At 34.5% G+C, this 20337-nt stretch carries 22 protein-coding genes, 1 riboswitch and 1 other annotated feature; of the genes, 14 read left to right on the top strand and 8 right to left on the bottom strand.

Annotated elements, in window-relative coordinates; genetic code table 11:
- The first annotated feature begins 124 nt into the window (after positions 1-124).
- The 5 genes from AC3B6G_RS07340 to AC3B6G_RS07360 all read left to right on the top strand — a co-directional run bounded on the left by AC3B6G_RS07340 (position 125) and on the right by AC3B6G_RS07360 (position 3036).
- Positions 125-826, top strand: coding sequence for a triose-phosphate isomerase (locus AC3B6G_RS07340; protein ID WP_489849763.1), 702 nt, complete (start codon positions 125-127; stop codon positions 824-826).
- A 50-nt stretch (positions 827-876) separates the two neighbouring features.
- Positions 877-1506 carry a C39 family peptidase gene (locus AC3B6G_RS07345; protein WP_489849764.1) on the top strand — a complete coding sequence of 210 codons (630 nt, stop codon included), beginning with the start codon at positions 877-879 and terminating at the stop codon, positions 1504-1506.
- A gap of 68 nt (positions 1507-1574) precedes the next feature.
- Positions 1575-1925 (top strand): hypothetical protein, encoded by a 351-nt coding sequence (locus AC3B6G_RS07350; protein ID WP_489849765.1) that lies wholly within the window; start codon positions 1575-1577, stop codon positions 1923-1925.
- A gap of 33 nt (positions 1926-1958) precedes the next feature.
- Complete coding sequence (locus AC3B6G_RS07355) at positions 1959-2201, top strand: hypothetical protein (protein ID WP_489849766.1); 243 nt, start codon at positions 1959-1961, stop codon at positions 2199-2201.
- Between the two features lie 52 nt (positions 2202-2253).
- Entirely contained in the window at positions 2254-3036 is a 783-nt protein-coding gene (locus tag AC3B6G_RS07360) for an alpha/beta fold hydrolase (RefSeq protein ID WP_489849767.1), read from the top strand.
- Between the two features lie 53 nt (positions 3037-3089).
- On the opposite strand, the gene dapF is transcribed toward AC3B6G_RS07360, so the two are convergent.
- Both dapF and AC3B6G_RS07370 read right to left on the bottom strand, forming a co-directional pair.
- Positions 3090-4067, bottom strand: coding sequence for a diaminopimelate epimerase (gene dapF, locus AC3B6G_RS07365; RefSeq protein ID WP_489849768.1), 978 nt, complete (start codon positions 4065-4067; stop codon positions 3090-3092).
- Between the two features lie 10 nt (positions 4068-4077).
- Complete coding sequence (locus AC3B6G_RS07370; RefSeq protein WP_489849769.1) at positions 4078-5436, bottom strand: aspartate kinase; 1359 nt, start codon at positions 5434-5436, stop codon at positions 4078-4080.
- A gap of 208 nt (positions 5437-5644) precedes the next feature.
- Positions 5645-5828: riboswitch (Lysine riboswitch) on the top strand.
- A 126-nt stretch (positions 5829-5954) separates the two neighbouring features.
- On the opposite strand from AC3B6G_RS07370, the gene lysA reads away from it, so the two are divergent.
- From lysA to AC3B6G_RS07400, 6 genes are all read left to right on the top strand, one after another.
- Positions 5955-7253, top strand: a complete 1299-nt coding sequence (gene lysA / locus AC3B6G_RS07375; RefSeq protein WP_489849770.1) for a diaminopimelate decarboxylase — start codon at positions 5955-5957, stop codon at positions 7251-7253.
- 14 nt (positions 7254-7267) lie between these two features.
- The gene (dapD, locus tag AC3B6G_RS07380) at positions 7268-7981 is read left to right on the top strand and encodes a 2,3,4,5-tetrahydropyridine-2,6-dicarboxylate N-acetyltransferase (RefSeq protein WP_489849771.1); all 714 of its coding nucleotides are present in this window, start codon (positions 7268-7270) and stop codon (positions 7979-7981) included.
- 1 nt (position 7982) lies between these two features.
- On the top strand, positions 7983-9134 hold the full coding sequence (locus AC3B6G_RS07385; RefSeq protein WP_489849772.1) for an N-acetyldiaminopimelate deacetylase: 1152 nt from the start codon (positions 7983-7985) through the stop codon (positions 9132-9134).
- A 12-nt stretch (positions 9135-9146) separates the two neighbouring features.
- The gene (gene dapA / locus AC3B6G_RS07390; RefSeq protein ID WP_489849773.1) at positions 9147-10070 is read left to right on the top strand and encodes a 4-hydroxy-tetrahydrodipicolinate synthase; all 924 of its coding nucleotides are present in this window, start codon (positions 9147-9149) and stop codon (positions 10068-10070) included.
- The gene (gene dapB, locus AC3B6G_RS07395; RefSeq protein ID WP_489849774.1) at positions 10063-10833 is read left to right on the top strand and encodes a 4-hydroxy-tetrahydrodipicolinate reductase; all 771 of its coding nucleotides are present in this window, start codon (positions 10063-10065) and stop codon (positions 10831-10833) included. Before dapA ends, dapB begins: the two co-directional genes overlap by 8 nt.
- A 97-nt stretch (positions 10834-10930) precedes the next feature.
- Complete coding sequence (locus AC3B6G_RS07400; protein ID WP_489849955.1) at positions 10931-12010, top strand: aspartate-semialdehyde dehydrogenase; 1080 nt, start codon at positions 10931-10933, stop codon at positions 12008-12010.
- 91 nt (positions 12011-12101) lie between these two features.
- Here the strand turns inward: AC3B6G_RS07400 and brnQ are convergent, their stop codons facing one another.
- From brnQ to AC3B6G_RS07430, 6 genes are all read right to left on the bottom strand, one after another.
- On the bottom strand, positions 12102-13499 hold the full coding sequence (gene brnQ, locus AC3B6G_RS07405; RefSeq protein ID WP_489849775.1) for a branched-chain amino acid transport system II carrier protein: 1398 nt from the start codon (positions 13497-13499) through the stop codon (positions 12102-12104).
- Positions 13500-13626: 127 nt separating this feature from the next.
- Positions 13627-13855: a binding site (T-box leader), on the bottom strand.
- 47 nt (positions 13856-13902) lie between these two features.
- Positions 13903-14382: a hypothetical protein gene (locus AC3B6G_RS07410; RefSeq protein ID WP_489849776.1), complete on the bottom strand. Its 480-nt coding sequence runs from the start codon at positions 14380-14382 to the stop codon at positions 13903-13905.
- Between the two features lie 60 nt (positions 14383-14442).
- Positions 14443-15444 (bottom strand): DUF4097 family beta strand repeat-containing protein, encoded by a 1002-nt coding sequence (locus AC3B6G_RS07415; protein WP_489849777.1) that lies wholly within the window; start codon positions 15442-15444, stop codon positions 14443-14445.
- Entirely contained in the window at positions 15444-16070 is a 627-nt protein-coding gene (locus tag AC3B6G_RS07420; protein WP_489849778.1) for a DUF1700 domain-containing protein, read from the bottom strand. Before AC3B6G_RS07420 ends, AC3B6G_RS07415 begins: the two co-directional genes overlap by 1 nt.
- Positions 16063-16383 (bottom strand): PadR family transcriptional regulator, encoded by a 321-nt coding sequence (locus tag AC3B6G_RS07425; RefSeq protein ID WP_489849779.1) that lies wholly within the window; start codon positions 16381-16383, stop codon positions 16063-16065. Before AC3B6G_RS07425 ends, AC3B6G_RS07420 begins: the two co-directional genes overlap by 8 nt.
- Before the next feature lie 108 nt (positions 16384-16491).
- Entirely contained in the window at positions 16492-17061 is a 570-nt protein-coding gene (locus AC3B6G_RS07430) for a hypothetical protein (RefSeq protein ID WP_489849780.1), read from the bottom strand.
- Between the two features lie 185 nt (positions 17062-17246).
- On the opposite strand from AC3B6G_RS07430, the gene AC3B6G_RS07435 reads away from it, so the two are divergent.
- The 3 genes from AC3B6G_RS07435 (at position 17247) to leuB (ending at position 20326) form a co-directional block, all read left to right on the top strand.
- Positions 17247-17549 (top strand): hypothetical protein, encoded by a 303-nt coding sequence (locus AC3B6G_RS07435; RefSeq protein ID WP_489849781.1) that lies wholly within the window; start codon positions 17247-17249, stop codon positions 17547-17549.
- A gap of 579 nt (positions 17550-18128) precedes the next feature.
- A complete protein-coding gene (locus AC3B6G_RS07440; protein WP_489849782.1) occupies positions 18129-19295 on the top strand; it encodes a 2-isopropylmalate synthase in 1167 nt (388 codons plus the stop codon).
- Positions 19295-20326 (top strand): 3-isopropylmalate dehydrogenase, encoded by a 1032-nt coding sequence (gene leuB / locus AC3B6G_RS07445; protein WP_489849783.1) that lies wholly within the window; start codon positions 19295-19297, stop codon positions 20324-20326. Before AC3B6G_RS07440 ends, leuB begins: the two co-directional genes overlap by 1 nt.
- The last annotated feature ends 11 nt before the right edge of the window (positions 20327-20337 follow it).

Here is a 20337-nt window from a genome sequence, read left to right on the forward strand (position 1 = left end):
TCATATTTTAGCATAGTTTTTAATAATTACTTACTAGTGTGCTTTTGTGAGGGCTTATTGATTGCTTTTAACCCTATGAAGCTTTATTATAAAATTGTTTGTTTATATATAAGGAGAGACTAATATGTTATGTATTATGAACTTTAAAACTAAAATGCCAATTCAGACTCAATTGGACGCAATGAATGATATTCAAAAACATGATTTTCAACCAGATCTGATTATTTCACCAACGATGTTGGAACCTAACTTCTTTAGAAATTTTGAAGAAGCTAGTCAAGACATTACGATTTCTAAGAGAACGGTTGGTGAAGTTTCTGCCGATGAACTACATTATTTAGGAATTAAATATGCATTCGTAGGTCATTTGGAACGTCGGATCCAACTTCACGAACAATATGATATTATTCATGCTCGTTTAGTTAATGCTTTGGATAATAACATTATCCCAATTATTTGTATGGGCTCTAGACAAGATAAAATGGGGATTAAGAACGAATTTGAAAAAATTGTCTGCGGAACTAATTTGGATAATAAAGAAATTATTGTTTCCTGGGAATCAATTGAATCAACATTACGTGGGAAACGGTTATATTCTGATGAAGAAGCTGCTACTGTGTTTAAGGAATTAAAGAAATTGCTAAGTCAATACAAGAACTTAAAGTATAGATTGGTTCTTGGTGGTCATGTTGAGCCTAAGGAAGTTGAACTAGCAAAGAAACTTAATTTAGATGGGGTTTTAATTGGTGATCGGTTCAAGAATTTTAAAGAACTAAATACAATTTTAAAACCATTAACAGTTAATGAAAAAACCAATGAAAAATAAATCAAAAGCGAACCATTCGTGGCTCGCTCTTTTTATATAGGAGGTTTTAAATGGGGTTGGGAAAACGATTGCTCATTAGTGGCATCCTGATTATTACTTTATTAATAGAAATAAATATTCAATTTCAACAAAAAAGAGCGACACATATTCTACCGTTTACCTACACTAGTCAATTGTATCCATTGAATGCTGATGACGCTTGTGAAGCAGCAAGCTTAAAAATGGCCTTAAGTGTGAGTAAGCCAAACTTTCACCTAAGTTTATTACAGGTAATTAATCGAATGCCTAAATCAAAAAGCAATCCTAATCAGGGTTTCACAGGTAGCCCTTATCACGTTAGTCCTAAAACGAATGTTGGAACGATTTATCCTAAACCATTAGCTAGGTATGCACGTAATTTGGGATTCCATGCCAAAAATATTAGTAAGGACAGTTTAAAACAAATCGTTCAACAATTAAAACATGGGCATCCAGTTATTTTTGTTGGGGCTTCCCGAATGAAGAATACTAGTTCATATCATGTTCCGGTTATTGTTGGATATCGTCCAGGATCATTATTGATTGCAGATCCTTACATGAATCAAACGGCTTCCAATAAAGTTTACTGGGTTACAAATACTCATTTTGAGAAAATATTTAATGCTAAATTCAGGCATCAAAGAGCAGTAGAAATTGGTTAAACTTTGCTAAAAACTATTGTTTCATGACGTGACTTTTAGTATAGTGGAATCAGTAAAGGTGTGAGAACATGATTAAGTGGCAAGTAAAACCAACTAAAGAATTAACGGCTCAAGATGAAGAATTATTGCAACCCATTGATAGAAGAAGTAACTACTATATTTGGGGTGAAAATGATTCTAAAGTCTTAGTGAGTGCAACAATTATTAATTTGGACGCAGGATTAGTTTTGGATTTTTCAAATAATCGGAATCCAAAGTATCGAGCTCAAACTGCTTATCGTGCCTTTGGCGTAATTTCACGAATTGTTGATCCAAAACCGGCAGTGATTTTAAACCCATTACCCGAAGATGAAGATTTCTATGAATCGTTAGGATTTGTTAAAAAAGGGAATACCTATACGAAAACAATTAATTTATAAAATTAATTTCCAATCAAAGGAGCAACTCGACCATTGTTAAAAAGAAAATTAGAAGCAATTATTGCTATTATTATTCCATTTATTATTGTGGGAACAACTTATGTTGCCCAATACTATAACCCAAAGCCTAAAAATATGGTGGGCGTAGATGTAATTGGAATTGGTTATTTTGCTAGTACTGCCATTTTGGTAATCGTGGAAGTTGTGTTAATTCATGACTGGTGGAAGAAACCTTGGAATCGTAGAACGAATAAAGAAGAAAAAAATGCAAAATAATGAGTGCAAGAGCACTCTTTTTATTTACACTAAATTAAAGCGGGGATAAAAAATGAATTTTATTACTAATGATGGGGTTAGATTAGCTTATGATGATATTAATTCTGCTGCAGAAAAAAGCATTGTCATTTTATCTGGTATTGGTGGGACAAGAGTTATTTGGCAACCTCAAATTGACGAACTAGTTAAACTTGGATTTCGAGTCATCAACGTTGATGCCCGTAATCAAGGAGCAGCTGAGCATACAGTTAAAGGTCGTCGGATGTCTAAACATGCTATGGATGTTTTTGAATTAGTCAATGCTCTACATTTAAAACAACCTTATTTAATGGGAAATTCTATGGGTGGGGCAACTTGCTACGCTTACGTTTCTTTGTTTGGGGATAGAGATATTTCAGGAATTATTTCAGTTGACCAATCACCTAAGATGATAAATGATCAAAATTGGCACTATGGGTATAAAAAATTAAAGTGGTCAAACTTTATTGATGAATTGGAAAAGCCATTAGGTAAAACCACTAAAAATGGAATTGTTCAATCAATTTTTGAAAAAGTATCGGCTGCAAAAGAACTACATCCATATGATGAACAATTGAACCTTCCATTATTAATAGATCATGCAGAACAGGATTGGCGAGACGTCTTAGCATCGTTAACATGTCCGCTCTTACTAGTGTCTGGTAAAGATTCACCACTTTTTAATTCAGATTATGTTCAACAGGTTAAAGAATTATCGTCCAAGATTACAATTGAAGTTGTCCCTGAAAGTGGTCATTTAGTGATGGCAGAACAACCAGAGGCCTTTAATCGTGCAATGGTAAAATTTTTAAAATAAAAAGAATTGGTTTAAATGCCAATTCTTTTTTATTATTTATAATTTATTTTTGATTATAAGCTTTTAACAAATTCTTGATAACTATTTTCTTCACCAGTTGGAGTGACAGTCGTGGTGTTTTCATTAATTTCATTATTCTTTAAATCATTTTCACTAATTTCGACTTTATTAGTAAAAGTGGCATTCCCGATTAAGGCAAGATTATATTGATCTTGATGTTCACTAACATCAACTTTTACCATGCCTCCAGGATTTTTAACTAGGACTGGTTTTGAAAGGTCAACATCTTTTGGATAGTTGATTGCAAATGCTAATGAAGTAGCTGACATTCCAGTCCCACATGCATTTGTAAAGCCAACTCCACGTTCGTAGGTATGAACGAATAATTGGTTAGGCCCCATGATTTTTGCAAAATTAACGTTAACTCCATCTGGAAAGTAAGGATTCTTACCGTTTAAAGTTTTACCAATTTTTCCTAAAGTTTGATTTAAATCAGTATCATTATCAACGAAACTAATTAAATGTGGATTAGGAACAGCAATTGCTGTGAATTTTAAATGATCATTAATAGGGGGTAATTGGCGATTAATGATTTTGTGATAGAGTAAATCTTGGAATGGGAATGCTTTTGCATCAAAGTGAATAGGTGCAATTTCAACACTGAATGCAGGAACATTAGGAGCAAAATCATTCGTCTTCTTAACGTGAAGAGCTTTTTGTTTAGTTTCAACGTAAAAATCGGTTTGGTCGTACTTTTCACTTAAATATCTGGCAACGGTTCTTAAACCATTCCCACACATGGACGCTTCACTACCATCTGCATTAAATACGCGCATTTGACCTAAAGCATTGTCATCATTAGCCTTGTTTACGACTAATAATCCATCTGCACCATTTAAAACACTTGTTTTAGGATTTGAAATGGTTTGTGCTAAAGTCTGTAATTCATTTTCATTTAATGGGTTGGAAAGTTCAGTTTGATCTAAAATAAAAAATTGATTTTCTGAACCATGAACTTTTAATAATTGCATTTTGAACCTCCTAATTAAAAAATGTATTGTAAATTGCCTTAATTGCCCTATTAGAATCCTTCATTTTGGTCCCAATCATAAGTGAAGTTTGTGAAGCACCCTGATTAAGCATTTTAATACTAATCTTTTCATCATTTAGTGCATTGATTGTTTTTGCTGTAGCACCTTGTTCATGATAGAGCCCCTCACCAACTACCATTAAAATTGAATAATCCATGATCCATGAAATACTATCCGGATGCAATACCTCTTCAATTTCGGATTGAATCATTTTCATTTTATCAGCAGAAATATTTTTCGAATTAAATATAATAGTTAAATCATCGATTCCTGATGGCATATGTTCATACGAAACGCCGTGTTTAGCAATAATTTCTAAGATTTTAACTGTAAACCCAACTTCCTTATTTAAAAGATATTTATGGAGGTATAGGGCAACAAAATCATTAGACCCTGAAATTCCAGTAATTGGGTGAGCAGGTTTATATCCTTCTGTTGGAACAATCAACGTTCCCTTTGCAGCAGGATGATTCGTGTTTTTAACGTTAATAGTAACGTTTCCTTGAATGGCAGGAATAATTGCTTCATCATTGAAAACTGAGAAACCAGCATATGATAGTTCTCGCATTTCACGATAAGACATCTCTTTAATTGGTTCTGGGTTTTCAATAATGTTTGGATTAGCGGTGTAAATAGAATCCACATCAGTAAAGTTTTCGTATGTTGGAATCTTTAATCCGCGGGCAACAATAGATCCTGTAATATCAGAACCCCCTCGTGCAAAAGTGGCAGTATGACCATCTTTTGTTCGACCAAAGAAACCAGGAAAAACAAGGTATTCGTTTGGTTCATAATCTAGTTGTGCTAAATTATCATAGGTTTCTTCTGAAACGGTCGCATCATTAGGTTCTCCTGATAGAACGATTCCCACTTTTTTAGGATCAATAAATCTAGCAGGATAATTAAGATGTTTCATCACTTTAGCTAATAACTGAGCATTCAACATTTCACCATGGGCCTTAAAATCAGCCATTAAATATTCATTATTTGGATATTTTTGATCTTTTAAAGAATTGATCTGATCATAAATTGATTGCATATCTTGAATATTCAAATTGAAATATTCACCAATGTTTTGGTAACGAGATTGGATTTCATTAGATACATTCGTTGAATCTTCTTGTGCTAAAACCCGATTAGCATACTGAATCAATAAATCGGTAACTTTGGTGTCATTAGCGAAGCGTTTTCCAGGAGCCGAGACAACAATAACTTTTCTTTCCACATCATCCTTGATGATATCTAAAACCTTTTGAAATTGTTCTCCACTTGCTAAAGAGCTTCCACCAAATTTAATTACCTTTGTCATAAATTCCACGTCCTATTTTGTTTTATTCACACAAAGACTTAATTGAAATTGATTTTAACATGAATTTTAATAAGTGCAACCATTGAAGCTAATTTTAAAAATCATATTTATTGGTCATATTATAGAAGAAAATTACTAATAAAAATATGCGATAATTTTATTCAATGTAATTGTTGACATGAAATGATTATAGCGATATGATGATTATAAATTGAAAAGAGGTTGCAACCAAGATAAGTAAATCAAACGAGTTCCTGTAAAAACGAAGAAGTTGATTGAAAGGTGCGGTTGCCGAGGCATTACGATGTTACAGGTCGTAATTAGCTGGGACGTAGTTTAATAGACTACGGACTGTCATAAGTCGCAAGGACTTGTGGAGAGCTTTCAAACGAACGAATACCAAAATAAATCCTTATGATACATAAATTTTGGACTTCTTTGAATGAGTGCCTCCACACTCACACAAAGAAGTCCTTTTTTGTACTTATACTTTCCAATTAAAAAAGGAGCGAATAAGAATGAGTTACGATGTTAATGCAGATGGTCACTTGGTAATTGGGGGATGTGATGCTGTTAAGTTAGCAGGTAAATATGGAACCCCATTAGTAGTGTATGATGTAACGAAAATTAAATCTCAAATTGAGAATTTCCAAAAGGTATTTAGAGAAGAGAACGTTAAATCCGCTGTCTGCTATGCTAGTAAGGCTTTTGCAAACACCGCAATTTATCAATTAGTAAAAGAAGAAGGCTGTCATATAGACGTTGTTTCTGGTGGTGAATTATACATGGCTTTGAATGCTGGTTTTCCTGCAGATCGAATTAGTTTCCACGGGAATAACAAATCGTATGATGAATTAACAATGGCAGTTAAGCATCATGTTGGAATGATTATGTTGGATAATTTTCATGAAATTGATTTATTGAATCAAGTTCTTGAAGAACAAGATGCCAATACCGATGTAATGTTAAGAATTACTCCTGGAATTTCAGCTCATACCCACGAATATATTCAAACTGGTCAAGTTGATAGTAAGTTTGGTTTTGATTATGAATCAGGAGCTGCGGAAGAAGCATTTCGGATTGTAAATTCAAATTCACGGATGACAATGCAAGGAATTCACGCTCATATTGGTTCGCAAATTTTTGAACTTGCTGGCTTTGACATGGTTGCTGATAAGTTAGTTTCTATCGCTGATGAATGGAAACAAAAGTATGATTACCAAACTAATATCATTAATGTTGGTGGTGGATTTGGAATTCGTTATACTAAAGAAGATCATCCATTAGCTCCTGAAGAATTTGTTGCTTCAATTGTTGAAAAGATTAAGAATAAAATTAATGAAAAACATTTAACAATGCCAGCAATTTGGATTGAACCAGGACGCTCAATTGTTGGTCCGGCAGGGTATAATCTTTATACTATTGGAAGTCGAAAAGATGTTGATGGAATTGAATCATATGTAAGTGTTGATGGTGGGATGGGAGATAACATTCGTCCTGCATTATATCAAGCTGAATATGAAGCAGCTGTAGCAAATCATCCCAATGCACCAACTGTTGAAAATGCTCGAATCGCTGGAAAATATTGTGAATCAGGTGATATATTGATTCAAGATCAAGCATTACCTGAAACTCATCCTGGAGATATATTAGTAATGTTTGCTACGGGGGCCTATGGATATTCAATGGCTTCCAATTATAACTTAAATCCTAAGCCAGCAATTGTTTTCGTTGAAAACGGGAAATCACAATTAGTTACGAAACGTGAAACTTACCAAGATTTAGTTAACTTAGACGAACCACTCAATTTAAATTAAGGAGCAAAAAAATTATGACACAATTAGATGCACAAAAAATTATCGATATTATTGCGAACTCAAAGAAAAAGACCCCAGTAAAGGTTTACTTAAATGGACCAATTAGTAAGTTAGGATTTCCAGATAGTGTAAAAGTATTTGGTTCTGACACTAGTGCCACTATTTTTGGTGATTGGGCGGATATTCAACCAGTTTTATCAGCCTATAAAGAATCTATTACAGACTTGAAAGTTGAAAATGATTGTCGTAATTCAGCTGTTCCTTTATTGAACTTAAAGAACATTAATGCACGAATTGAACCAGGTGCCGTTATTCGTGATCAAGTTGTTATTGGAGACAATGCAGTTGTTATGATGGGGGCCATCATTAATATTGGTGCAGAAATTGGTGAAGGTTCAATGATTGATATGGGAGTTGTTATGGGTGGTCGTGCCTTAGTTGGAAAACATTCTCATATCGGAGCTGGTGCAGTGTTAGCTGGAGTTGTTGAACCAGCCTCAGCTAAGCCAGTTCAAATTGATGATGATGTTTTAATTGGTGCTAATGCCGTTGTTATTGAAGGTGTTCATGTAGGAAAAGGAGCAGTTGTGGCAGCCGGAGCCATCGTTACTGAAGATGTTGCACCATATACTTTGGTAGCCGGAACCCCTGCTCGTAAGATCAAGGATGTTGATGAAAAGACCAAGTCAAAGACTGGCTTACAAGATGCTCTTAGAAAGTTGAAATAAGATGACATTATCTAATGAAGATTTAATTCATATTAGAAGACATTTGCATACGATTCCTGAACTTGCACTTCATGAATTTGAAACTAGCAAGTATTTAGTTGAAATTATTAAGCAGATGCCACAAACCAATCTAACGATTCGTAAAATTGATGAGTTACCAACGGCAATACTAGTAAAAGTGGCTGGTTCTAATCCGCTTCGTACAATTGGTTATCGAACAGATATTGATGCATTACCAGTCACAGAAAAAACTGGGTTAGCATACCAATCTAAACATCCTGGTAAAATGCATGCCTGTGGACATGATATCCATATGACGGTTGCATTAGGGGTCCTAAGTTATTTTGCTGAACATCAACCAGTTGATAATTTAATTTTCTTCTTTCAACCAGCTGAAGAAAGTGAATATGGTGGTAAAAGAGCTTACGAAATGGGTGTCTTTGAAGGTGAATGGCGTCCCGATGAATTTTATGGATTACACGACAATCCTGACTTACCCGCGGGTGCAATTGGATGTCGAATGGGAACATTGTTTGCCGGAACGACCGAAGTTAATGTTGATTTAATTGGTAAATCTGGTCATGCGGCTTATCCTCAAGATGCGAACGATATGGTTGTAGCTGGAAGTCAATTTATTAATCAAATTCAAACGATTATTTCAAGAATGGTCGATCCAATTCAAAGTGGTGTCATTACCTTTGGAAAATTTGAAGCTGGAACGATTAGAAATGTGATTGCCGGGAAAGCAAGATTGGAAGGCACAATTCGAGGATTGACTCAAACCATGATCGAACGAATTGACGAGAAGATTGAACAAGTAGCTAATGGAATTGCAGCCAGTTATGATGCGAAAGTTAACGTTGAATTAAATCAGGGTGGATACCTCCCAGTGGAAAATGATCCTGAATTAACGAAACGCTTCATTGAATATATGAAGAAAAATAAACACGTTAACTTTATTGAAACGGAACCAGCGATGACGGGTGAAGATTTCGGATATCTCCTTTCTAAGATTCATGGAACGATGTTCTGGTTAGGAGTAGGGGATGATTCCCAACTTCATTCAGCAACTTTAACCCCTGATGAAACTTCAATCAGTAAGGGAATTGAAGCAATTACAAGCTTTTTAGATTATCGAATGCAAGCTAAATAAGGAGTGAACTTAATGTTTGAAAATGTTGACTTAATGACCGCTATCATAACTCCATTTACTGAAGATGGTAGCCAAATTAATTATGATGCTCTAGATACATTAATTGAAAGAATGTTAGAGACTGGAAGTAAGGGCTTTGTTGTTGGTGGAACAACTGGTGAAACGCCAACACTGACCCATGATGAGAAACTGGAATTATACCGTCACTTTGCAAAACAAGTTAATGGTCGTGTTCCAGTTATTGCTGGAGTTGGAAGTAACAATACGGCAGAAACGATTAGCTTTGATAATGAAGTTGCTAAAATCGATGGAATTAGTGCTGCATTAGTCGTTGTTCCATACTACAATAAGCCTAATCAACGTTGTATGATTGCTCATTTTACAGCCGTTGAAGAAAATACTTCCCTTCCTATTATTATGTACAATATTCCAGGAAGAACTGGTGTAACAATGAACAATGATACCATTGTTGAACTATCAAAGTTAGATCGGATTGCTGGTGTTAAACAATGTACAGATATGGCAGACTTGGAATATTTAGTGCAACATACCGCTGATGATTTTGCAGTTTACAGTGGTGAAGATGCTCAAGCATTATTTGCTAAGACAGTTGGTGCTAACGGAGTGATTTCGGTTGCTTCACATATCTATGGTTCTGCAATGCGCCAAATGTATGATGCATTAGATGCTGGAAACGTTAAATTAGCTGGGAAGTTACAATGTGAATTAACTCCTCGAATGGCAGCATTATTCATGTATCCATCACCATCTCCAGTTAAAGCCGTCTTAAATGCCCAAGGATATCAAGTTGGTAGTTGTCGTTTACCAATATCATCATTGAACGATGATGAAAAGAAGAAGTTAGCTACTAACTTAGAATTACCAGAAGATGCTTTATTAAAGACATTAACGAAAGAGGTTACAATTAATGACTAAAGTAATAATCGCCGGATTTAATGGTGCAATGGGACAAAAGACAGTTAAGTTGATTGAATCAATGGAAGATGCTCAATTAGTTGGAGTTTATTCACCAAGTGCAAATCAAAAAGCAGCTGCCTACGGCCTTGATGATAATGTAAAAGTGTTCGATCAATTAGATAATATTGACGTTGATGCTGATGTTTGGATTGATTTTACAATTCCAACGGCAGCATTTGAGAACACTAAATTCGCAATTGAACATGGTATTGCACCTGTGATTGGAACTAGTGGAATGAGTGATGAACAATTAAGTGAATTACAAACATTATCCGAAAAGAAGCATCAAGGTGGAATTATTGCGCCAAACTTCGGATTATCTGCCATTTTATTGATGAAGTTTGCCAAGGAGGCCGCAGAATACTTCCCAGATGTTGAAGTTATCGAAATGCATCATGAAGATAAAAAGGATGCACCATCTGGAACTGCATTGAATACGGCTAAATTGATCGATCAAGTTCGTAAGCCAGATACTCCTGATAACACAAGTGAAAGTTTACCTGGATCACGTGGTGGTGATTATCATGGAATTCACATTCATGCCGTTCGTCTTCCTGGATATGTAGCACACGAACAAGTTCTTTTTGGTGGTGAAGGTGAAGCTTTAACGATTCGTCAAGATTCTTTTGATCGTCAATCATTCATGAAGGGTGTTAAGATTGCAGTTCAAAAAGTAGGGCAATTAAATCAATTGGTCGTAGGTCTTGAAAATGTTTTATAATTATGTTTATTAGATATGAACATATGTTCATTGTTTACAAACAAAAGTAAAAAGTATACAATAATAAATAAGAATTAAGAAATTAAAGGAGTCCTCAATAATGAAGGAATATAATGTAGCAATTTTAGGTGCAACTGGTGCCGTTGGTCAAAGAATGGTTGAACAATTAGAACAATCAACGATTCCTGTAAAAAGTTTGAAGCTTTTAGCAGGAAAGCGTTCTGCTGGAACAACTATGAAGTTCAAGGGTGAAGATTTAACAGTTGAAGAAGCTACTTTTGACTCCTTTGATGGAATCGATTTAGTATTAGCATCTGCTGGTGGAGCTGCCTCTAAGAAGTTCTTACCAGAGGCTGTAAAACGTGGAGCCGTTTGTGTTGATAACACAAGTGCATTCCGAATGGATCCAGAAGTTCCATTGGTCGTTCCAGAAGTAAATCCTGAATCATTAAAACATCATAAAGGAATTGTTTCTAATCCTAACTGTTCCACGATTCAAATGTTGGTACCACTCCAACCAGTTTTCAAGAAGTTTGGTTTAAAGCGAATTATCGTTTCAACTTACCAAGCTGCTTCAGGTGCTGGTGGGGCTGCAATGAAGGAATTTTACCAACAAGCTCAAGACAAGTTAGATGGTAAGCCAATGAAGTCTACGATTCTACCAACCGCTAGCGACAAGAAGCACTATCCATTAGCATTTAACCTTCTCCCTCAAATCGATGTTTTTGAAGATGATGGTTATACTCATGAAGAATGGAAGATGATCCATGAAACAAAGAAGATTATGTTAAATGACATGAATGCTGATGATATTAAGGTCAATGCTACTTGTGTTCGGGTTCCAGTTCCTATTGCTCATGGTGAATCTGTATACTTTGAAGTTGCTGATGAAAGTGCAACAACAGAAGATATTCGCAAGGTAATGGCTGCTGGTGCTGGGGTTACAATGCAAGATGATCCAGCTCATCAAATTTATCCACAACCAGTTAATGCGGAAGGTAAGCGTGACGTGTTCGTTGGTCGTTTACGTCCAGATCTTGAAACTAAGGGTGCTTTTGATATGTGGGTCGTTTCTGACAACCTCTTAAAGGGTGCTGCTTGGAACACCGTTGAAAATGCTGAATACTTAGTTAAGGAAGATTTAGTTCGAGTTCCTGAAGATCATTACGAAGCTTAATTAAATAAAAAAAGATCATTGATATTAAATCAATGATCTTTTTTATGTTATTTCAAATATGAGTGGTGCTATGTTGAATCTAATTTTATTTTTAATCTTCGGAAGTTACAACACTAGTACTTCTAACTTTGACTAAATGCCAAACAACCCCAACAACGGCACCAACAAGAGCAGGAACTACCCAATCCATTCCCACACTAGCGAATGGCAAGAAACTGTGTTGGAACTTAGCAAGTGATAATGCAACACCACTTTGACTAACAACTGGTGGGAAAGCAGCTAACATATCTAATAAAGCAGGGACAACGGTAAAAGCAACAACTGAACCATATACAACCGGATCACGATGGAAAAGTGGGGAAGTAACGGAAAGTAAGATTAATACCATTGAGAATGGGTAAAGGAACATCAACATTGGAGTTGACCATAAGATGATTTGTTCCAAACCAAAATTAGCAGTAAAGAATGAAGCAAAACAGATAAATGTTAGCCATGTTTTATAGCTAAATTTAGGGAAGTGCTTGTGAAAATCTTGAGCAAATGCAGCAACTAGACCAACAGCGGTTGTTAAACAAGCAAGGGTGATTAATGCAGCTAGAGCAGCTTGTCCAGCACTACCAAGATAATAGTTCATGACTTGAGCAAAGGTACCGCCACCATCAACTCCTAGTTTGAAGTGGTTTAAACTAGTTGCACCTAACCAGATTAAAACAAGATAGATAGCTGCTTCAACGCCCATTGCAAGGAAACCTGCTCGTGCAGTTACTTTAGCATTACTACTTGGTTTGGTTTTGCCTAGTTGACGAACGGCTTTAACAACAGTTACGCCAAATGCTAAGCCAGCCAAGGCATCCATCGTATTGTATCCTTGAAGAAAACCGTTTAAGAAACCAGCACTTTTGTAAACTGCATTAACTGGTTGTTTAGCAGCATTGCCCATTGGACTGAGGAACGCCAATAAGAAAACAACGAATAGTAATAATAGGAATAGTGGGTTTAAAACTTTTCCAACCTTATCCATGATTGATGATTCACGGAATGAAACCATGTACGCACATAAGAAGAATAGTGCCGAAAATACTAATAAGCCAACTTGAGCATCCTTAGCTGGTAAGAATGGTTGAACTCCAACAGCAAATGGGACTGAAGCTGTCCGGGGAGTTCCAAATAACGGACCGATAGTTGCATGAATTAAAACCATAAATGTGACCGCGAAGACAGGTCCTAATGGTTTTCCAATGTCGTAAACACCTTCAGCACGAGTAACACTAACTGCTAGAACAGAAAGTAGTGGTAAGACGACTGCTGTACATAGGAACCCGAGAGATGAAACGAACCAATTAGCACCAGCTAATTGTCCAAGATGAAGTGGAAAAATCAGGTTTCCGGCTCCAAAGAAAAGAGCAAATAGTAATGAGCTGACGGTAAAATATTCTTTCCAAGTCAATGGCTTGGGATTTAAATCGTTTTCTAAAGCTGTTTCTTGCATAATTAATTTCCTCCAAATAATTTAAATAAGTATTTTGTATCGACATGATATGAATCTCACTAATGTCACTTTCCAATGAAAACCACCACCTTAAATGTAATAAAAAAGCACCCTTATTCGTAAATTGAATAAGGGTGCTTTCACACGGTACCACCTTAATTACTAGTCAAAAAGACTAGTCACTTCACATACAGATAATATGCTAACGCTGTAATGGGCGTACCCAATGTAGATTACTATGTTTCATCTTATCGCTCGAAAGGGATTTTTCGTTCTGAATTTAAATCCTCCCTTTCACCTGACGGAGTTCGCTTTCTTCAAAGTTCAAAATTACTTTTCTTTCTCAATGCGGTTCGTTTATTAAGTTGTAAATAATAATAACTGTTAGTTAAGAAAATGTCAATTATTTTTTTATTTGGTTATATAATTTATCTTTTCGTTTTGGATCAGTAAAGTAGATTACAATGTGCACACCAATAGTAACAATAATGGTTGTAACGATAATCAGAGCCCACCAATTATCACCTAAGCCATATTTTTCTAATAATTCTTCTGTAACGACGATTCCATTTAATAGCCCAGCGAACGATACATATACCCAAGCTGTTGAAATGTTCATTTTTCGGTAAATTAAATCCCAATCAACATTTTTTTCAAGGGCATATTTAGCAATTTGATTCATTTTCTTTCGTTCTAGCATAATCTTTAATGGCGGTATGATCCAAAGAAGATTTGAAATTTGTTTCCGATGGTATGATTTCTTGGTTTTAACTTTTGTCAGCATTTCAGCACCATCTGTAACATCTAGAACCCCTTGAAAAAGTGGGAATACAAATAGTAACCAATCTCCCAAAAAAGCTAACCAAGTAATGAATATTTCCATAATAGACCTTCCTTTTATTTTTAATTCTAACATATTAAGAAAGGGCCAACATGAGTAGAATTAAATGATTACAATGTCTCCATCACTAGATCCAAAATGGTAAATCTTATTTGAATTATCTTTACTTAAATTCTTTTTAAGGTGTTTACTTCCATCAGCTGTTCTTGTTATGATTTTAGCATTGTCATTTGGATTAACATGTCCTCTAATGTCCCCATCAGAAGTATAAGCATAAAAATTATTCTTGATGTTTTGATGTCTAAACGCAATATCACCATCTTCTGACGTTAAGTGAAGTTGGTTCCATTTATTAATGCCTAATGAAATATCTCCATCGTCTGAATGGACTAAAGTTTTTCCTGAAGTAACGACATTATTTTTAGCAGCAATATCACCGTCACTGGAAGTAGCCTTGAGGGCTTTGAAGTTACTATTAACGATATAAATGTCACCACTAGCAGTATCTAATGAGCTTCTTTGTTTCATGAATCGGCAACGGTGAATTCCACCATCACCATCACTAGAATTAGCATTTAAGGAATTAGCATTTACATTTTCAAGATAGAAATCGCCGACATTTGATAACTGGATTGATTTCTTAAAAGTTATGCCATCAATATGCAGGGTTGATAATGAATTATTTTGTTGGAAACTGGTTAATTTTTGATCTTTAGGGATTAAAATTTTAATTTTAGCATTGTGATAGATTCCATTATTCATTAAATTAAAGTGAAAATGATTTTGGAAATGTCCTGATTGGGTGATTATTAATTTACCATTATGAAGTTGATAGTTAATATTTTTGTTAACCCCATTAGATCCAACGATTTGAAAACGATTATTTGTATTATGCTTAACAGTAACAGCAGCATTCGCTTTAATTACAATTCCATTAACTTTTTTGAAATTTTTTGTATATTGATTTCCATAATGTTGGTTTTCAGTTCGAATAACATTTCTTTCAATATTATTGAAAGAAAAATCATTTTTAATTAGTCCAATCATTAAAAAAATAAGACCAATTACAAAAATACTTAACCCTGTCCATAGTGTCTTTTTCATTATTTATTCCTCTCTTCTTCGGCATGATTTCGTTTTGTAACTTTTTTATAGAACCAGCTACTTGCTCGATGAACAGCAAGGGTTAAATTTTTAGAAACACAAATTAAAATGGGAATCAACATGATTGAAATCCCAATAACAATTAAACTGCCACCTAAAAAGAGAGAAGCAATTGGAAAAGCACTAAATAAATGTGTGATTCCCCAACCTAAAGAAACGATTGATCCAAAAAAACCAGCAGCAATAATAGCCAAGATTGAAACAATAATTGCAAATGCAGCAATTCCCATTCCAAAGATTAAGAAAATAACTCCAATGGCTAATGGAAACCAAATGGGAGAACCAATAATGGCCAAAACAATTAACCAAATAGAGGTTGCAGCATGACTCTTTTTAAAGACAGGTTGTTGCTTATTACTTTTAAAGTTATTAACAGTTTTGATAGACGCATCAGCCATTATTTTTTTGGCAAGTGTTTCTGGTAAACCTAATTCTTTAACGCAATCAGCGTAATTATTAATCCCAGCATCGTCTAAATATTCTTGATAATAATTAATAATGTCCTGGCGATCTTCATAGCTTAACTTTGTTAAATGAGTACTTAAAGCATTAATATAATCATTCATGATATTCACTTCCTAATAATAATTCGTTAATTCCATTTTTAAAATCCAGCCAATCATTGCAAATTTCTGACCATCTTTTTTTACCCTCGTCAGTAATTTGGTAATAACGCCTGTTTCGCCCCTTATATGGTTTATCGTATGTCGTTAATAGTTCTTCTTTTTTAAGGCGACGCATTACGGGATACATCGTTGAGTTTGAAACGGGAACAGATTCTTGCACTCGTTTAGTTAACTCGTAACCGTAGTAGTCTTCTTTAATTAATAAACCAAGGACACAACCATCTAATAAGTCAGCGCTAATTTTAATTGCCATTTTTATCGCCTCACTAATATTATATGATATATACTATACAGCGTATAATATAAAAAAGCAAATAAAAAAACATTTCCTAATTAAAAGGGAATGTTTGAAAGTTAGAAATTATTTGTTAGTAGAGTTACTTTTGGTGTTCTTCGTATTTTGATTTGTATTCTGAGAATCGGTATTTTGTTTATTTGAAGTCTTCTTAGTAGCAGGTTTCTGGTTCTTAGTAGTTTGTTTATTTGTCTTAGTAGTATTATTGTTCTTTAAATTTTTTTTGTTTGTTTTCTTGGTAGTTTTTTTAGTTGTCTTCTTAGTTTTCTTGGTATTTTTCTTAACTGTCTTTTTATTTGTTTTAGTAGTTTTCTTAGTAGTTGTTTTTTTAGTAGTTTTCTTTACTGGTTGATCTGTATCGTCATTACTACTAGATGAATCATCATTAATTCCATACATATCATCAAGTAAACTGGCATCATCTTTTGCTTCATCAGCCTTAGTCCATTGATTTCCATTATTGGATTGTGCGGCTGTATTATTACTGTTAGAACTTGGTGCAGCGGAGTTAGAAGTAGCTGAATTAGTAGTAGGAGCATTATCGTTAGTAGTGTTTGGGGTATCAGCGTGAGCAATTCCATTTCCAGCTGCTAATAATGCAGCAGCAGTTGCAATTGATAATAAAGTTTTTTTCATTTTATTACGACCCTTCAATGTAAGTTTGTATAAACATAGTTTAACACAATGAAGATAAAGTTTAAGTTACCATTAGATTAATTTAAATTACAGTTTGTTTTATTTATGAATAACATATATTTTTTTAATTTGATAAAATCTATTATAATAAAAATAAAGAAAGTATATAGTAGGGAGTGTTTTGATTGAATAGTGATTTAGTAATTCCATTTTTAATTTGTTTGAGAAAACAAAAAATTGAACCAGCAGTTATTTTTGATGGAATCGATGAATTGTCAGGGATTACGTTCGATTTGGTGCCAGCAGACAAAAATATGACAAATGAATCGGTTATGCAACATCCAAATGATGATACTAAGCTGAAATTCATTATTAGAGATGATAATGGTAAAGAAATTCACACAACTGATTTTAAAATGAAAGATATCTTTACAGTCAAAGTTATCTTTGATTGGCAGGATAAAAGATATACGATTAAATTTAAATAGGAAAAGAGTCATTCATCATAATGGCTCTTTTTTAATTTATTAGTTTAAAAAGTAGATATTTAAGCATCTTGTATGATATAGTTTATTACTATCAAAACTTTTTTATAAAATATTTTTGGATTTATTTGTGTGCTGATCACTTGATACATAAGTATTAGAATATGAATGTAATGCTAACATTAGAATAACTTATCTAAAAACGATTGACGAATAAGGATAGCTAATGTATGCTAATAACATATTAAAAAAACAGATATAAACACATCAGATATTTAAATCAGTATCATTCAAGTTTTTTTCAGAGAACAACAGGTTGGTGAAATGTTGTATTAACTTTTATGAGAAAAAATAAATATTTTAGTGGATTACTTTTCGAGGTAATTAGGGGTGACGACCTTTAAGATCGTCTGGGTATAATTGTCAGTGATGATAACGTACTCAACGAGGTCAGTCATGAGAGTGATTGGCGAATAAAGGTGGTACCGCGTTAAAACGTCCTTTCCTAAACTTAACTATTTAATTAGTTGAACTTAGGAAAGGACTTTTTTTATATCTAAATTTAAAAATGGAGTGATTACAATGACAAAAGAAAGACAAATTCAAATTTTTGATACAACCCTTCGTGATGGTGAACAAACAATCGGTGTTAACTTTTCAATTGAACAAAAGATTCAAATTGCTAAACAACTTGAAAAATGGGGTGTGGATGTAATTGAAGCAGGATTCCCAGTTGCTTCCCCCGATGACTTTAAAGGGGTAAAAGCCGTTGCTGAAAGCGTGGATCATGTTCGGGTTACCGGATTAGCTAGAGCTAAGAAATCTGATATCGATGCTTGTGTAAAGGCTACTGAAAATGCTAAGAACAAACAAATTCATGTTTTCATCGGAACTAGTCCAATCCACCGTGAATATAAATTGCATCAAACGAAAGAAGAAAACATGGCTGCTATTCATAAATGGGTCAGTTATGCTAAACAATTCTTTGACGAAGTTGAATTTTCTCCAGAAGATGCAACTAGAACGGAACGTGACTATTTGGTCCAAGCAATCAATACTGCAATTGATGCTGGAGCAACGGTAATCAACATTGCCGATACGGTTGGTTATACTAATCCCGTTGAATTCGGTCAATTATTCGATTACATGCGCGAAAACATTCCGCATTTCGATGATGTTATCTTTTCAGTTCATTGCCATAACGATTTGGGAATGGCAGATGCAAATGCACTAGCCGGGGTGCAACATGGTGCTCGTCGAATTGAAGGAACTGTAAATGGAATTGGAGAACGAGCTGGAAATTCTGCTCTTGAGGAAGTTGCGACAGCTTACATGGTTCGAAAAGATTACTACAATATTAAAACTAACATTAATATGAAGGAAACAAAGAGAACATGTGATATGATCAGTCACTTTACTAACATGGCAATTCCAAATAATAAAGCAGTCGTTGGTCAAAATGCTTTCTCTCATGAATCTGGAATTCACCAAGATGGCATGCTTAAGAACAGAAACACATATGAAATTCTAACTCCTGAATCAGTTGGAATGGATGCAACTCACATTGTGCTTGGTAAACTTTCTGGTTCTCACGCCGTAATGCAAGAATTGAACAAGATTGGTTACAAAGTTGATCGAGAAGATATGAAAACGATTTTTCCACGTTTTAAAGCAGTGGCAGATAAACAACCAATCGTTGATGATGATGATTTGAAGAAAATTATGAAACAAATGGGAGTTGAAGCTTAATGAACAAAATCACGGTTTTAACTGGTGACTACATTGGACCAGAAATTATGGAAGCTGGGTTAGCAGTTCTAAAAGCTGTTGCTGATAAAAACGATTTTCAATATGAAACAAAGATTGCTCCATTTGGTGGATATGCAATTGATCATTGCGGTGAACCTTTACCACAATCAACGATTGACCAATGTAAGAATAGCGATGCAGTTTTATTATCTGCGATTGGTGGACCTAAATGGGATGATGCACCCAAGCGTCCAGAACAAGGATTATTAGCAATTCGAAAAGCATTGAATCTATTTGCAAATATCAGACCAACTGAAATTAGTTCAGAAATGATTAAATATTCACCCATTAAAAATGAAGAACCAGTTAATTTTGTGATTGTTCGAGAATTAACTAGTGGAATTTACTTTGGTGAACCACGAGAATTACATTCAGACTTTGCATTTGATACGATGCGATATACACGAGAAGAAATTGAACGAGTTTCTAAAATTGCTTTTGAAATGGCTCAGAGAAGAAACCATAAAGTAACGTTAGTTGATAAGTCGAACGTCCTAGCAACTAGTAAGTTATGGCGTCAAGTAGTTGCTGAAATAGCAAAAGATTATCCAGATGTTGAACTTAACTATAGTTATGTTGATGCAGCATCCATGAAATTGATCAGTAGTCCTGGACAATTCGATGTTATTTTAACAGAAAACTTATTTGGAGATATTTTAAGCGATGAAGCGGCTCAAATTACTGGTTCACTAGGAACAATTCCTTCAATGAGCCAAGGAAATTCATCGGTTAAATTATACGAACCAATTCATGGTTCTGCTCCAGATATTGCCGGAAAAGGAATTGCGAATCCTTTTTCAATGATTAACTCAGTAAAAATGATGTTAACAAATTCATTTGACCGTAAAGATATGGCTGATCAGATTGAAGCCGCAGTTAATAAAGCAGTTGTAAATAATATTGTAACTAAAGATTTAGGTGGTAATTGTACTACTAAAGAAGTTACAGCAGAAGTAATTAAAAATATGTAAAGGTGGAAAGA

Source organism: Nicoliella sp. ESL1149 (assembly GCF_058107265.1).